At 65.4% G+C, this 14,358-nt stretch carries 13 protein-coding genes; 5 read left to right on the forward strand and 8 right to left on the reverse strand.

Annotation, left to right across the window (positions count from 1 at the left end; translation table 11 throughout):
- The first annotated feature begins 3 nt into the window (after nt 1–3).
- The 4 genes from CVV68_RS04145 (at nt 4) to CVV68_RS04160 (ending at nt 4,194) form a co-directional block, all read left to right on the forward strand.
- Nucleotides 4–1,047, forward strand: a complete 1,044-nt coding sequence (locus CVV68_RS04145) for an ABC transporter permease (protein ID WP_110499743.1) — start codon at nt 4–6, stop codon at nt 1,045–1,047.
- Between the two features lie 163 nt (nt 1,048–1,210).
- Entirely contained in the window at nt 1,211–2,041 is an 831-nt protein-coding gene (locus CVV68_RS04150; protein WP_245933339.1) for an ATP-binding cassette domain-containing protein, read from the forward strand.
- Nucleotides 2,042–2,300: 259 nt separating this feature from the next.
- Entirely contained in the window at nt 2,301–3,425 is a 1,125-nt protein-coding gene (locus tag CVV68_RS04155; protein WP_110499744.1) for a Gfo/Idh/MocA family oxidoreductase, read from the forward strand.
- Nucleotides 3,418–4,194 (forward strand): TIM barrel protein, encoded by a 777-nt coding sequence (locus tag CVV68_RS04160; protein ID WP_306415681.1) that lies wholly within the window; start codon nt 3,418–3,420, stop codon nt 4,192–4,194. The genes CVV68_RS04155 and CVV68_RS04160 overlap by 8 nt, the downstream gene beginning before the upstream one ends.
- A gap of 24 nt (nt 4,195–4,218) precedes the next feature.
- On the opposite strand, the gene CVV68_RS04165 is transcribed toward CVV68_RS04160, so the two are convergent.
- The gene (locus CVV68_RS04165) at nt 4,219–4,524 is read right to left on the reverse strand and encodes a rhodanese-like domain-containing protein (protein ID WP_110499745.1); all 306 of its coding nucleotides are present in this window, start codon (nt 4,522–4,524) and stop codon (nt 4,219–4,221) included.
- A gap of 152 nt (nt 4,525–4,676) precedes the next feature.
- Between CVV68_RS04165 and CVV68_RS04170 the strand changes: the two genes are divergently transcribed.
- Nucleotides 4,677–5,804 (forward strand): LOG family protein, encoded by a 1,128-nt coding sequence (locus CVV68_RS04170; protein ID WP_245933326.1) that lies wholly within the window; start codon nt 4,677–4,679, stop codon nt 5,802–5,804.
- Nucleotides 5,805–5,853: 49 nt separating this feature from the next.
- Here the strand turns inward: CVV68_RS04170 and ppsA are convergent, their stop codons facing one another.
- From ppsA to CVV68_RS04205, 7 genes are all read right to left on the reverse strand, one after another.
- Nucleotides 5,854–8,238 (reverse strand): phosphoenolpyruvate synthase, encoded by a 2,385-nt coding sequence (gene ppsA / locus CVV68_RS04175; protein WP_110499746.1) that lies wholly within the window; start codon nt 8,236–8,238, stop codon nt 5,854–5,856.
- 146 nt (nt 8,239–8,384) lie between these two features.
- Nucleotides 8,385–9,206, reverse strand: coding sequence for a pyruvate, water dikinase regulatory protein (locus CVV68_RS04180; protein ID WP_110499747.1), 822 nt, complete (start codon nt 9,204–9,206; stop codon nt 8,385–8,387).
- A gap of 29 nt (nt 9,207–9,235) precedes the next feature.
- Nucleotides 9,236–9,721, reverse strand: coding sequence for a cupin domain-containing protein (locus tag CVV68_RS04185; protein WP_110499748.1), 486 nt, complete (start codon nt 9,719–9,721; stop codon nt 9,236–9,238).
- 44 nt (nt 9,722–9,765) lie between these two features.
- On the reverse strand, nt 9,766–10,572 hold the full coding sequence (locus CVV68_RS04190; RefSeq protein WP_110499749.1) for an IclR family transcriptional regulator: 807 nt from the start codon (nt 10,570–10,572) through the stop codon (nt 9,766–9,768).
- A 78-nt stretch (nt 10,573–10,650) separates the two neighbouring features.
- Nucleotides 10,651–11,907: a M24 family metallopeptidase gene (locus tag CVV68_RS04195; protein WP_110499750.1), complete on the reverse strand. Its 1,257-nt coding sequence runs from the start codon at nt 11,905–11,907 to the stop codon at nt 10,651–10,653.
- A 51-nt stretch (nt 11,908–11,958) separates the two neighbouring features.
- A complete protein-coding gene (locus CVV68_RS04200; RefSeq protein ID WP_438502610.1) occupies nt 11,959–13,293 on the reverse strand; it encodes an MFS transporter in 1,335 nt (444 codons plus the stop codon).
- 260 nt (nt 13,294–13,553) lie between these two features.
- Nucleotides 13,554–14,351 (reverse strand): creatininase, encoded by a 798-nt coding sequence (locus CVV68_RS04205; RefSeq protein ID WP_110499752.1) that lies wholly within the window; start codon nt 14,349–14,351, stop codon nt 13,554–13,556.
- Between the last annotated feature and the right edge of the window lie 7 nt (nt 14,352–14,358).

Below are 14,358 nucleotides of genomic sequence, written 5' to 3' on the forward strand. Positions count from 1 at the left end.
CTCATGACAACGCTCATAAAGCCCCCGCCGGCCCTTGATGAACGCGTCGGCAGGCGCAGTATGGTGGCGAACCTGCTGGGCCGGCCCGAGATCGGCGCCCTGGTGGGCGCCATCGTCCTCTTTATCTTTTTTTCCATCGTGGCGCCGGTGTTTTTGCAGGCGAACTCCTTCGCCACCGTGCTCTACGGTTCCTCGACCATCGGCATCATGGCCGTGGGTGTGGCCCTGCTGATGATTGGCGGGGAGTTCGACCTCTCCGCCGGCGTGGCCGTGATCAGCTCGGCCCTGACGGCATCCCTGTTCAGCTGGTACTTCTCCACGAACGTGTGGATCGGGGTGGGCCTGGCCCTGGTGGTCTCGCTGACCATTGGATTCGTCAACGGCTGGATCCTGATGAAGACCAAGCTGCCCAGCTTCATCGTCACCCTGGCCACCTTCTTGATGCTAACCGGGTTGAACCTGGCGCTGACCCGTCTGATTGGCGGCAGCGTCGCCACCCCGTCCATCGCCACCATGGACGGCTTCGCCTCGGCCCAGGCCGTTTTCTCCAATGACTTCATCATTGCCGGCGTGGATATCAAGTCCCCGGTGTTCATCTGGATCATCCTGGTGGCCATTACCTCCTGGCTGCTGCTGCGCACGCGAGTCGGGAACTGGATCTTCGCCGTCGGCGGCGACGCCAACGCCGCCCGCGCCGTCGGCGTGCCGGTCAGGTGGACGAAGATCGGCCTGTTCATGGGCGTCGGCTTCTGCGGCTGGGTCCTGGGCATGCACAACCTGTTCGCATTCGACGCCGTACAGTCCGGTGAGGGGATCGGCAACGAATTCCTGTACATCATCGCCGCGGTGATTGGCGGCTGCCTGCTCACCGGCGGCTACGGCTCCGCCATTGGCGGCGCCATCGGCGCGTTCATCTTCGGCATGGCCAACAAGGGCATCGTCTACGCGCAGTGGAACCCGGACTGGTTCAAGTTCTTCCTGGGCCTGATGCTGCTGCTGGCCACCATCGTGAACCTGATCGTCAAACGCCGCGCGGACAGCAAGTAGGGACGAAGAGACAATGGCTTCCAACGACATGACTTCCAACGAAACTGCCAAGCACGGCCCCGGGGGCGCTGGGACCGGAGCCCACGGCGCAGGACCCGACATTGACCAGGAGACCCTTTTGCAGCACGAGAAGGACACACTGACCCACACGCCCGTGCACCTGATGGAGCTGGAGGCGGTGGGCAAGCACTACGGGAACATCATCGCCCTGACGGAGGTGACCATGGCCGTGGACATGGGCCGGGTCACCTGCGTCCTGGGCGACAACGGGGCGGGCAAGTCGACGCTGATCAAGATCATCGCCGGCCTGCACCAGCACGACGAGGGGACCTTCAAGATCATGGGGGAGGAGCGCAGGCTGGGCAGCCCCCGCGAGGCGCTGGACGCCGGCATTGCGGCCGTTTACCAGGATCTGGCCGTGGTGGGGCTGATGCCGATCTGGCGCAACTTCTTCCTCGGCTCGGAAATCACCATCGGGCGGGGGCCGTTCAGGCGCCTGGACGTCAAGCGGATGAAGGAGGTCACCAAGAGCGAACTGGCCCAAATGGGGATCGACCTGCGCGACGTCGAACAGCCCGTTGGCCAGCTCTCCGGCGGGGAGCGGCAGTGTGTGGCCATTGCCCGTGCCGTCCACTTCGGGGCGAAGGCGCTGATCCTCGACGAGCCCACGGCCGCACTTGGCGTGAAGCAGTCCGGGGTGGTGCTGCGCTACATCCTCCAGGCCCGCGACCGCGGACTCGGCGTCATCTTCATCACCCACAACCCACACCACGCCTACCCCGTCGGGGACAGGTTCCTGCTGCTCAAGCGTGGCAAGTCGATCGGCTACTACGACAAGAAGGACATCACGCTGGAGGAACTGACCGCCCAGATGGCAGGCGGCGCCGAACTCGCGGAACTGGCCCACGAACTCGAGGCCATGGGCGGCCACGGCGAACTCGTGGATCAGGTCCAGGCTGAGGTCGCCGAAACCACCGGGCAGACGCCCCGCTAAAAACCGCTGCACTCGGCGACCGGCCCGGCGGCGGTCGTCGGCGGGGCCTCGGCTGCGGAGCGGACCCTGGCCGGACCGGCCCTTACCATGGAGGTGACGGATGAAATCCGGCGCCATCCCGGGGGAGCGGGCCGGCCGAAGCGCCGCCACGGAGCACGTGCCCGGCGCCTGGCAAGAGGGCGAATCCAGCTGGTGCTTCCCAACACAAACCATGTGGCCAACACGCCGGCCAGCAAGTCAACTGGAACGGAGACCTCCAATGGCATATCTGCAAGAATCATCCATCCCGCGTGCCCCGGCAGTGCGCCTGGGTCTTATTGGCGCGGGCTGGATGGGCGCCTTCCACGCCGAGACCATCGCTCGCCGGCTGCCCGGCGTCGTGCTCGAGGCAATCGCGGACCCAGCGACCGCGGCGGCACAGGAGCTGGGCTCCCGGCTCGGAGTGGCCAAGGTGGGCGCCGATCCGGCGGACCTGTTTGACGACCCCGCCATTGACGGCGTTGTCATCGCCAGCCCGGCCAGGTTCCATTCCCCACTCATTTCCCAGTCTGCCAAGGCCGGGAAGCACGTCTTCTGCGAGAAGCCAGCAGGCCTGTCCCTGGCCGAGCTGGATGCGGCGCTGGCCGACGTGGCCGCAGCGGGCGTGCACTTCCAGGTAGGCTTCAACCGGCGCTTTGCCGACGATTTCCTGGCCGCCAAGGCGGACATTGCCGGCGGCATCGTGGGCCGGCCGCAGCTGCTGCGCTCCCTGACGCGGGACCCCGGCACCGGCAGCATCCCCGGCGCGGCCAAGACCCCGCCGTGGACCATCTTCATGGAGACCCTGATCCACGACTTCGACACCCTGAACTGGTTCAATGCCGGTGCCGAGCCCGTGGAGGTCTACGCCGTGGCCGACGCCCTGGTGGAGCCTGGAATCAAGGAACAAGGCCTCCTGGACACCGCCGTGGTGACCATCCGGTACAGCAATGGCGCCATTGCCGTGGCCGAGGCGAATTTCAGTGCGCTCTACGGCTACGACGTCCGCGGTGAGGTGTTCGGCTCCAAGGGCATGGTTCAGGCGGGCCGGAGCACGGAAACCGCTGCCCGGCGCTACACGGCTGAGGGCCTCTCCGCCGCTACCCCTCGGCTGAACGTGGAACTGTTCAAGCAGGCCTATACGGACGAACTCGCCGATTTCGCCGCCACCATCGCTGGGACCCCGGCGCCGGACGGCGCCACGCCGGTCGGCACGGACGCGCGGCGCGCCCTGGCCATGGCGCTGGCCTGCATTGAGTCCGTGCAGTCGGGGCTGCCTGCTGTCGTCGCGCCGGCACCGAAGATCTCGGCCGCCGCCGGTGCTGCGTCGGGCATCGCCGCTTCGAGGAACGCGGCAGGTGCCTGATGCGCCTGGCCGTCTGCGCGGAAATGGTCTTCACGTCGCTGCCGTTGGGGAGCGGGTGCGCAAAATCCATGCCGCCGGCTTCGACGTCGAACTGTGGGACTCACGGAGCAAGGACGTCGCGGCGCTCAAGGCCACGGGTGCCGTGTTTTCCTCCATGACGGGATATTCAGCCGGCAGCGTGGTGGACCCGGACAGCTGCGACGACGTGGTCCGGACCGCCGCCGGGCTCATCCCCACAGCATTGGAGCTGGGCATTCCGCGCATGGTGGTCCATTCGGCCGAGCTGATGGACGGCCACGCCGCCCGCCCTGTTTTCCGTGCCACGGGGCAGATGTGGCTGACCGGCGTGCGCACCCTGGAACGCCTCGGCGCGTTCGGAGCCCGGCACGGCGTGACGTTCTGCCTGGAAAATCTCAACACCATCCTGGACCACCCGGGCATTCCGCTGGCGCGCGCCAAGGACACCCGGACCCTCGTGGAGGCGGCCGGGCACCCCAATGTGAAGATGATGCTTGACCTTTACCATGCCCAAATGGGGGAGGGGGACCTCGTCGAACTGGTCCGTTCATCGCTGCCGCACCTTGGCGAGGTCCAGGTGGCGGACGTGCCCGGGCGGTGCGAGCCAGGCACCGGTGAGATCAACTACGCCGCCGTATACCGCGCGCTCGCCGACGCCGGCTATGACGGCACGGTCGGCATGGAGGCGTGGGCCCAAGGCGACAGCGACACCGCGCTGGCCGCGTTCCGCAACGCGTTCAGCCCGGCCTGACTCCGGGGCCCAACCAGCGGAACCCTACTCCGGCGCCACCATCGGCAGGCCTTCGGCCGCCCAGTTGCTCATGCCGCCCACCAGGGTGTCGGCGTCGTAGCCCAGTTCGGTGAGGGCGGCGGCCACGCGGCCGCTGCGCCCGCCGCCGTGGCAGACGGCAATGACGCGGCGCGAACTGTCCAGTTCGCCGGCGCGTTCCAGCACGGATCCGGACGGCAGGTGCACAGCGCCGGCGATCATGCCGGTGGCGAGCTCGTCGCCCTCGCGGACGTCGATGATCTGCACGCCCGGATCGGCGGCAAGTACGTCGGCGGTGGTGATTTCGTTCATGGGGGCTCCTGGAGGTCGGGACGGCAGCGCGGGTTTGGCACCCAAGCCGGCTGCCGGCGTCGGGCATGGAAAACGTATGGGAAAAACAGTCTCTACCACCGTACCGGTTCCAGTGTGCCCGGCAGGCACGACGGCGTGGCTAAGCTAAAGGCGTGAAAGCACCACGCGCCCCGCGCAACCGGACCGTGGACGTCGACGGCCTGGACGGCTTCGACGCCCTGCTGGCGCGCGGCGCCACCTCCATGCACGGCTGGCACTTCCAATCCGTGGACCTGCGGCTCCGCTCCGTAGAGCTGGCGGGAATGCGGGCGTCGGGCGCCATTTTCATGGGCTGCCGCTTTGCAGAGGGGATCGAGGAAGCGCTGAGGGCGCGCGGGGCGCTGATCTTCCCCACGCTTCCCAACATCCCGTTCAGCACCTACCGCGGGCGCCTTTACACGGCCGCCGAGCTGTATGCCGGCATTGCCGGGACCGAGTACGAGGCCGTCCCGGACGCGCAAATCTACCAGTGGACGCTGCAGGACGGACACGGCCGGGCACTGGATGCGACGCTCGCCACCGCCATGCACGACCATGCCATCTCCGCTGTCCTGGACGGATTCCTGGACGACTGCGCCTCGGCCGGTAAGCCCGTGGCGGGCGTCATGGGCGGGCACGCCGCGGCGCGCGGCAGTGCCGGCTACGCTCAGGCGGCACAACTGGGCAGGACGCTGGCGGCCCGGGGTTTCATGGTGGCCACGGGCGGCGGCCCCGGCGCCATGGAGGCCGCCAACCTGGGTGCATATCTCTCCGCGTACGACGCCGGCGCGCTGAGGAGCGCGCTGCGCACCCTGGCCGCCGTCCCCGGCTTCCGGCCGTCCATCACCGCCTGGGCGCGGGCCGCGGGCCGGGTGCTCGACGACTTCCCAGGCGGGGCGGACAGCCTGGGCATCCCCACCTGGTTTTACGGCCACGAACCTCCCAACCTGTTCGCCACCCGCATTGCCAAATATTTCGCCAACTCGATCCGGGAGGCCATGCTGCTGGCCCGCTCCGGCGGCGGCATCATCTTCCTGCCGGGTGCGGCCGGCACCGTCCAGGAAATCTTCCAGGACGCGTGCGAGAACTATTATGCGGCGGAGGAAGCCGTGGCGCCCATGGTCCTCGTGGGGCGCCGGCACTGGGAAGAGGAACTGCCCGTCCGGGCGCTGCTGTCGGCGCTGGCCAACGGCCGGGCCATGGCCGAGAAGGTGCACGTGGTGGATACCGTCGACGAGGCGTGCGAGCTGCTTGGTCCCTGACAATGGCTGCCCCGTTCCGTGGAACGGGGCAGCCATTGTCGTCTAGTGTCTAGACCGCCGGGGCCATGGAGGCGAGCTGAAGCCACGTCTCCACGACCGTGTCCGGATTGAGCGAGATGGAATCGATGCCCTCAGCTACAAGCCATTCGGCCAGATCGAGGTGGTCGCTTGGCCCCTGCCCGCAGATGCCCACGTACTTTCCCTTGGCCTTGCACGCCCGGATGGCCATGCTGAGCAGTTTCTTGACGGCCGCGTTCCGCTCGTCAAAGCTGGCCGCCACAATCGCGGAGTCCCGGTCCAAGCCGAGGGTCAGCTGCGTCAAGTCATTGGAGCCGATGGAGAAGCCATCAAAGATCTCCAGGAACTCGTCGGCCAACAGGGCGTTGGAGGGCAGCTCGCACATCATGACCACTTCCAGGTCATTTTCCCCGCGGCGGAGCCCGTTTTGTGCCAGCAGCTCGATGACGCCCCGGCCTTCCTCCAACGTCCGGACGAAGGGGATCATCAGCTTGACGTTTGTCAGGCCCATCTCGTTGCGCACATAGGCCAGGGCCTGGCACTCCAGGTCGAAGCAGTCCCTAAATGACGGTTCAAGGTAGCGCGAGGCGCCCCTGAAACCGAGCATCGGGTTCTCCTCGTTCGGTTCATAGGCGGGGCCACCCACAAGGTTTGCGTACTCGTTGGATTTGAAGTCGGACATGCGCACAATGACGGGCTCCGGGGCGAATGCCGCAGCAATCGTGGCGACACCTTCGGACAGGCGCTTGACGTAGTAGTCCAGCGGGCCGTCATAGGCGGCGATCCGCTCCTGGATGACCTCCGCGACGTCGGCGGGCTGGTCCGCCGGATTCAGCAGCGCCTTCGGATGGATGCCGATCTGCCTGTTGATGATGAATTCCAGCCTGGCGAGCCCCACGCCATGGTTGGGCAACTGGGCGAAGGTGAAAGCCTGCTCGGGGGTTCCGACGTTCATCATGACCTTGACCGGCGCTTCAGGCAGGCTGTCCAGTTCGGTCACCTCCACCCGGAACGCCAAGAGCCCCGCATAGATGAAGCCGGCTTCCCCCTCGGCGCAGGAAACCGTCACATTGGTTCCCTCGGCCAGCGCCACACTGGCATCGCCGGTGCCCACCACCGCCGGGATGCCCAGTTCACGGGCAATGATCGCCGCGTGGCAGGTCCGCCCGCCGCGGTTGGTGACGATGGCCGAGGCGCGCTTCATGATCGGTTCCCAGTCAGGATCCGTCATATCCGCCACCAGCACGTCGCCAGTCTCAAATTCCGCCATCTGGTCAATGGAGGACAGGATGCGCACAGGTCCCGCACCGATCCGCTGGCCGATCGCACGGCCCTCCGTGAGCACCTTCCCGGTCCCCTCCAGCCGATAACGCGAAAGCTCGCCCGCCGACTGGCGTGACACCACCGTTTCGGGCCGGGCCTGCAGGATGTACAGCTCGCCGTCCAGGCCGTCCTTGCCCCACTCGATGTCCATGGGACGGCCGTAGTGCTCCTCAATCGCCAAGGCATGGCGCGCGAGCTGCTGGACGTCGTCGTCCGTAATGCTGAAGCGGCGCCGCAGCTTCGGATCGGTGGCAACCAGTTCAATGGTGTGGCCGACTTCCTCGCTGTCCGTGTAGGCCATGGTCAGCGCCTTGTCCCCCAAGCCTCGTTTGAGGATGGCCGGACGGCCGGCTTTGAGCGCCTCCTTGTAAACGTAGAACTCGTCCGGGTTTACGGCCCCCTGGACCACTGCCTCGCCCAATCCGTACGAGGAGGTCACAAAAATCGCATCCTGGAAACCCGACTCGGTGTCCATGGTGAACATGACCCCTGCTGCCCCCACGTCGGAACGGACCATCCGTTGGATGCCCGCCGACAGGGCCACGTCCAGATGTTCAAACTTGTGGTGCACACGGTAGGCGATGGCGCGGTCGTTGTAGAGCGAGGCAAAAACGTCCTTGACCGCCGCTAGGATGTTCTCGATGCCGCGGACATTGAGGAAGGTCTCCTGCTGCCCGGCAAAGGATGCGTCCGGGAGGTCTTCGGCGGTCGCACTGGACCGAACCGCCCAGGAAAGCTCGGTGGAACCGCCGTGTTTTGCCACAAGCTGGTCGTAGGCGGCGCGCAGCTGCGCCTCAAGATCCACCGGAAAGGGCGTGTCCACAATGGCGTTGCGGATGGCGGACCCGGCCTCGGCCAGCGCCCGGACGTCCTCGGTGTCCAGATCAGCCAAGATTCCAGCAATCTTCGCCTCAACGCCGGTTTCACGCAAAAACCGCCGGTAGGCATCCGCCGTCGTGGCAAATCCGTCCGGAACCTTCACCCCGGCGCCGGTCAGGTTCCCTACCATCTCTCCCAGGGACGCGTTCTTGCCGCCAACCCGGTCCAGATCTTTTAGGCCAAGTTCGGAAAACCAGAGGATGTCTGTCGTCATTGTCAGTGCTCCTTGAATATAAATCGTGGTTGTCTGTTGGGCAACCACTTCGGTCCATCTTCGCAGCGAAGGGGACGGGCTGGCCATGTACTGCATCACACTTTCCGGTCGTCGCTCCAGTTGCGGCAGCCGGGGCCGGGCAACAGCTAATGCCGTAATCCCATCCTTTCCAGAATCACCGCCGAGATTTCCTCCACGGACATGCTGGCGGAATTCAGATGCGGGATGTCGTGCGTCGCGTACATGCGTTCTGCGCTGCGCAGTTCGATTCCGCATTGCCGCAGGGACGCGTAGTCCGAGCCGGGCCGACGTTCGGTCCGGACCTGGCTCAAGCGCATGGGGTTGGACGTCAGGCCGAAACACTTGGTTTTGTAGGGCCGCAGGGGTTCCGGCAGGGTGTTCCCGGGAAAATCCTCGTCCACGAGCGGGAAGTTGGCCGCATAGACCCCGTGCTGCAGGGCCAGGAACATGGTGCTGGGAGTCTTGCCGCAACGCGATGGTGCGATGAGGATGACCTCCGCCTTTTCCAGTGCACGCAGGCTTTGGCCGTCGTCATGCTCCATCGCGTACTCAACGGCCAACATCCGCGACTGGTATCTCAACGCGTTTCCCAAGCCATGTGCCTGGCCGGCCTGATGGCTGGCTTTGGTGTGAAGTGCCTTCTCCAATACCGGTACATGCGCGCCGATCAGGTCCACCAGGACCCCCTTGCACTTGGCCAATTCGTTGCGAATATTTTCATCAACCGCTGTGGAGAACACCAATGGCGCTTCGTCCCGCAGCGCCATCTGGTCGATCTCGTTGACGATCGATCTGGCCTTGGCGATGGTCGATATGAACGGTACAGTAGTGCGGTAAAAGCGGCCGTGGGGAAACTGTGTCAGCAGCGTGCTGCCTAGGGTTTCGGCGGTGATGCCGGTTCCATCGGAGAGAAAATATACGTGGCGGAGTGCCTCTGGCATGGTCATGCTCCTATGTGGAAACTTCTTGTCATATCCTAGCCGTCCGCTAGAGACGAGCCGGCGTCCGGACGACGGGCAACTGCGGGAGTTGTGCCGGGCAATACACCGGTTGGGACGGCACGCCGCCGGGCGCGGGCCGCCCTGGCGGAACCGAACCCGGAGAAATCCGCACGTCCCGGTTCACCCCATATGACGAGCACCCGCAGGATCCCGTCGCCGGTGTTGGCCAGGTCGTGGTCCACCCCGGACGGTGCGTACACGGAGTCGCCCGGGCCCAGATGGTGCACCTGGTCGCCGAGCTGCATGCGGGCGGTCCCGTCCAATACCTGGTAAAACTCCTCCAACGGGGCATCATCCGGGGAGTGGGAATGCATGCCCTCGGTGCCTCCGGGCGGCAGCTCCCACGTCTGGACGGCCACCGGGAGCCGGAGCTCGTCCAGGAAGTGCCACTGCATGGTGATGGGGGCGGTGCCACCGTGAAGGCTGTGGTCGAAGGCGTTTTCGCCCCTCGGTTCGAACATGCTTGCTCCTTGGAATTTGTGGATGTGCGCGCAGCCCGGGCCCGTCAGCCGCCGAGGCGGCTGGTGACCAGGCCCGCCGTCCGCGCACAGGCCTCGCCGAGGGTCTGCAGCCGCTCCTGCGACACCCGGAATTTGGGTGCGGGGATCAGGACGGCGGCCACGGGGTCGCCTCGGTGGTCGTAGACCGGGGCCGCTACGCCCACCTCGTCCAGCGAGGACTCGCCGTAGTTGGTGGCGTAGCCGAGCGGGGCGACTCCGGCGAGCCGGAGGAGATAGGCCTGGAGCCCGGCGTCGTCCAGGCCGGGGTGGGAGATGGTGCCGTCGAGGAGCAGGGCGCGCACCCGCTCTTCCGGTTCCTGCGAAAGAAACACCTGCACCGAGGCGCTGAGGGCATCGTGGTAGCGGGCGCCCAGGGGGGCCGTGTGCTTGACCTGCTGGGGGCTGGCGATTTGCTCCACGCACATGGATTCGCGGCCGTTCCACACCATCAGGGCGCTGGTTTCGCCCGTCTGTTCCGTCAGCCGGCGCAGCAGCGGATAGGCGGCGCGCCGTTCCTCCAGCTCGGCCAGGAGCGGGCCGGCCACGGCGATCAGCCCCAGGCCCAGCTTAAAGCGGCGTGAATCCGGATCCCGCTCCACCAGCTCTTCCTGCTCCAGGGTGGCCAGGATCCGGGACACGCTGCTCTTGTGCATGCCCACCCTCTGGGCGATTTCTGTCACGCCCAGGAGCGGCTCCTGCGCTGAAAAACAGCGCAGCACGGCAATGGCGTTGACAATCACGGACGTCCCGCGGGGATCGGAGGTGCCGTTGCCGGCGCCGGCCGTGGCTGCGGAAGTAGTCATGGACACCATCTTTCCTTACTGGCCCGTGGTTTAAACACAGCTGCGGCGGGTGGGTTGGCCGCCGCAGCTGTGGTTGTGGGGTGGGGGTTAGGGGTTGATGATGTTGTTGTTGGGGCCGTAGCCGAATTTGGTGATGTTTTCGGCGCCGTTTTCGTCGATGACGAGGATGTCGTGTTCGCGGTAGCCGCCAGCGCCGGGTTGGCCGTCGGGGACGGTGATCATGGGTTCCATGGAGACGACCATGCCGGGTTCCAGGACGGTGTCGATGTCTTCGCGCAGTTCCAGTCCGGCTTCGCGGCCGTAGTAGTGGGAGAGGACGCCGAAGGAGTGGCCGTAGCCGAAGGTGCGGTTGGCGAGGAGGCCGTGGCTGATGTAGATCTCGTTGAGTTCGGCGGCGATGTCCTTGCAGACGGCGCCGGGCTTGATCAGTTCCAGGCCGCGTTCGTGGACTTCGACGTTGACGTTCCACAGTTCCAGGGAGCGGGCGTCGGGTTCGCCGAGGAAGAGGGTGCGTTCCAGGGCGGTGTAGTAGCCGCTGGTCATGGGGAAGCAGTTCAGGGACAGGATGTCCCCTTGCTGGAGTTTGCGGGTGGTGGCCCAGTTGTGGGCGCCGTCGGTGTTGATGCCGGACTGGAACCAGACCCAGGTGTCGCGGACTTCCTGGTCGGGGAAGGTGCGGGCGATTTCGTGGACCATGGCTTCGGTGCCGATGAGGGCGACTTCGTATTCGGTGATGCCTTCGGTGATGGCGGCCTTGATGGCTTCGCCGCCGAGGTCGCCGATGCGGGCGCCGTGTTTGATGACTTCGATTTCCTCGGCGGACTTGATCATGCGTTGGCGCATGGCGGCTTGGGAGACGTCGGTGAGGGTGGCGTCGGGGAAGGCGGCTTGGAGTTTGTCGCGGAGCAGGACCGGGAGGGTGTCGTCTTCGACGCCGAGGCGGGTGGCTTTGATGCCGCGGCGGTTGAGGGCTTCCTGGATGCCGAAGTAGAAGTTGTCGCGGCGCCAGTCGGTGTAGACGATGTTGTCGCCGTAGCTGGTGCGCCAGGGCATGCCGGCGTCGATGTTGGCGGTGATGGAGACGGAATCGTCGGCGGTGACGACGAGTGCGTAGGAGCGGCCGAAGTAGGTGAAGAGGTAGTCGGAGTAGTACTTGATGTTGTGGTAGCTGGTCAGGACGACGGCGTCGAGGTTCTTTTCGGCCATGATCCGGCGCAGGCCATTGAGGCGGCGTTCGAACTCCGCGTCGGAGAACGTCAGCTTTTGCTTGCTGCCGTTGTGCAGGGTCTTCAGGCGCTCCAGCTCGGAAACGTTGGTGGCGGCGGAGGAAGTTGAGATGGTCATGGTGACTCCTTGTCAGGGGTGGGGTTGTTGGAATGCGGAGGGAAAGGGGGCTCAGCTTTGGAGCGGGGCCTTGGAGGTTTCCCTGGCGAGGGACACCGCGATCAGGGAGACGACGGCAGCTCCCATGAGGTACCAGCCGGGGGCCAGGTCGGAGCCGCTGAGCTTGATGAGCAGTGTCGAGGCGAACAGTGCGGTACCGCCAAAGAGTGCGTTGGTGAGGTTGAAGCTCACGGCGAATCCGCTGTAGCGGATCTTCGTGGGGAACAGTTCGGCCAGGAAGCTCGGCAGGGTTCCATCGTTGAGGGTCAGCATGGCCCCGAGCAGGATCTGAACCAGCAGGATGACCAGGAAGTTCCCGGTTGCCAAAAGCATGAACGCCGGAACGGTCAGCAGCACGAAGAGGATCGACGCGGTGATCAGGACCCGTTTCCGGCCAAACCGGTCTGAAGCCAGGCCGGTGAGGAAGATGAAGCCAATGTATGTGGCCAGGGCCACGGTGGTGGCCAGGAACGACGCCGAGGAGCTCAGCCCCACCACCTCGCTGAGGTAGGTGGGCATGTAGCTGAGGACCACATAGAAGCCGACGGCATTCAACACCACCGCACCAACGGCGATCAGGAGCGGACGCCAGTGTTCCCGGAACAGGGCCGTCACGGGGGCCTTGACGGCCTCGTCTTCCTTTTCCAGGGCCAGGAAGGCCGGGGTGTCCTCCAGCCTGGTGCGGATGTACCGGCCAATCAAGCCCATCGGTGCCGCCAGCAGGAACGGCAGGCGCCAGCCCCAGGAGTTCATCTGGTCCGGTGACAGGGAAACGGACAGCAGCAACGCGATCAGTGAGCCAAGCAGCAGCCCGGTGGCCGTGCTGGCCGGGACCACGGCGGCGTAGATGCCGCGGCGGTTCGCCGGGGCGTACTCCACCAGGAACGCTGAGGCGCCGGCGTATTCGCCGGCGGCCGAGAAGCCCTGAACCACACGCACCAGCAGCAGCAGGATCGGCGCCCAAATGCCAATGACTGTGTAGCCCGGGATAAGCGCGATGGCGAATGTCGCGGCGGACATGATCAAAATTGACAGCGACAGGGCATTCTTGCGTCCGACCCGGTCGCCGATGTGCCCCCAGACAAACCCGCCGAGCGGGCGGACAAAGAAGGAGACAGCGAACAGGCCGAAGGTCAGCAGCAGGCCGGTCTGCTTGTCCGCCTCGGGAAAGAACGCATGGGCGATGGTGACTGCCAAATAGCCGTAGACGGCGTAGTCAAACCATTCAACAAAGTTGCCGATGAAGCTGGCGCCAACAACGCGGCGCAGGGTGCCCTTGGAAACTCCGGCACCGTCATTGGGGTATTGCTGGCCACTCAGGGTCAGGGCAGCGGGCGTGGCCGGCATCGTTGCCGTCTTGCCGGTGCCTGCGGATTTGCGATTTGTCATTGGTCCACCAAAAAAGTTTGGAGTTGCGATGTCTATGAGTTGCAATCAGTGCAACACTGTTGCACCAGACTATGTGTGGCACGAGTCACTGTCAAGGGGTTGCCTGCGCCTTAATTTGCCACGAGATGCAATAAATGCGCCGCAGCGGGAATTGTTCCGCTGCGGCGCATTTGTTGCACTCAAGGCAATTGAGTTGGATAGGCCAAGAGTTTGTCCCGCTAGGCTGGCACGCCTGCGGGGACGGTAAGCAGCTCGCCGGCCAGATCCAGGGACAGGTCCTCAACAACCTGGCCATGGAGCAGTTCACCCTTGGCTGCGCTGGACCCGGCTGCCGAGGACAGGCAGCCGGTGGCCGGCGTCCGCTCCGGCACCACGGGGAGCCGGTCGAAGCGCGGCAACACCGCGGCCGGACCGTCCACCAGACGGTCCATGTCAACCCTGGCCGGCTCAAGGTGAAGCATGAGCGAGGTCTCCAGCACCCCGCCATGCTCGATTTCCCAGCCGGGGAAGCCGTCGGGGTAGACCTGGGCCAGTGTTTCCTGGCTGACAAAGTCCCAATAGGACAGCAGCAATACGCTCTGCCCCGCCCCCGGCCCGATCCCGAGTTCCTCCAGGGCCAGATCGATCCCTTCGTAGAGGAACTGGTAGTTCTCGAAGTGCCCGTTGACAAAGACCACGTGCCGGACGCCCTGGTTGAGGAAGGACTTGACCAGGTTGCGCGCTATGCCGATGAGCGCGGCGCCGTCCAGGCTGGTGGTTCCGGAGAGATGGTTGCCGCCGCCGGACTTCTGCTGTGACTTGTAGCCGTAGGCGATGGGCTGGGCAACAAGTGCCCCCAGCCGCCTGGCCACCGCCTCCGCGAAATGCGTGGACAGGATGGTGTCCGTCCCCAGAGGCAGGTGTGGCCCGTGCTGTTCCAGCGACCCGACGGGGATGAGGACAATCGTCTCCCCGGACGCCAAGGCTTCGCGGTAGGCGAAGGCGTCCAGGTCTTCGAGAAATACTGATGTGTCCATGGTGGTG

The sequence above is a fragment of the Arthrobacter livingstonensis genome, assembly GCF_003219815.1.
Lineage (GTDB): Bacteria > Actinomycetota > Actinomycetes > Actinomycetales > Micrococcaceae > Specibacter > Specibacter livingstonensis.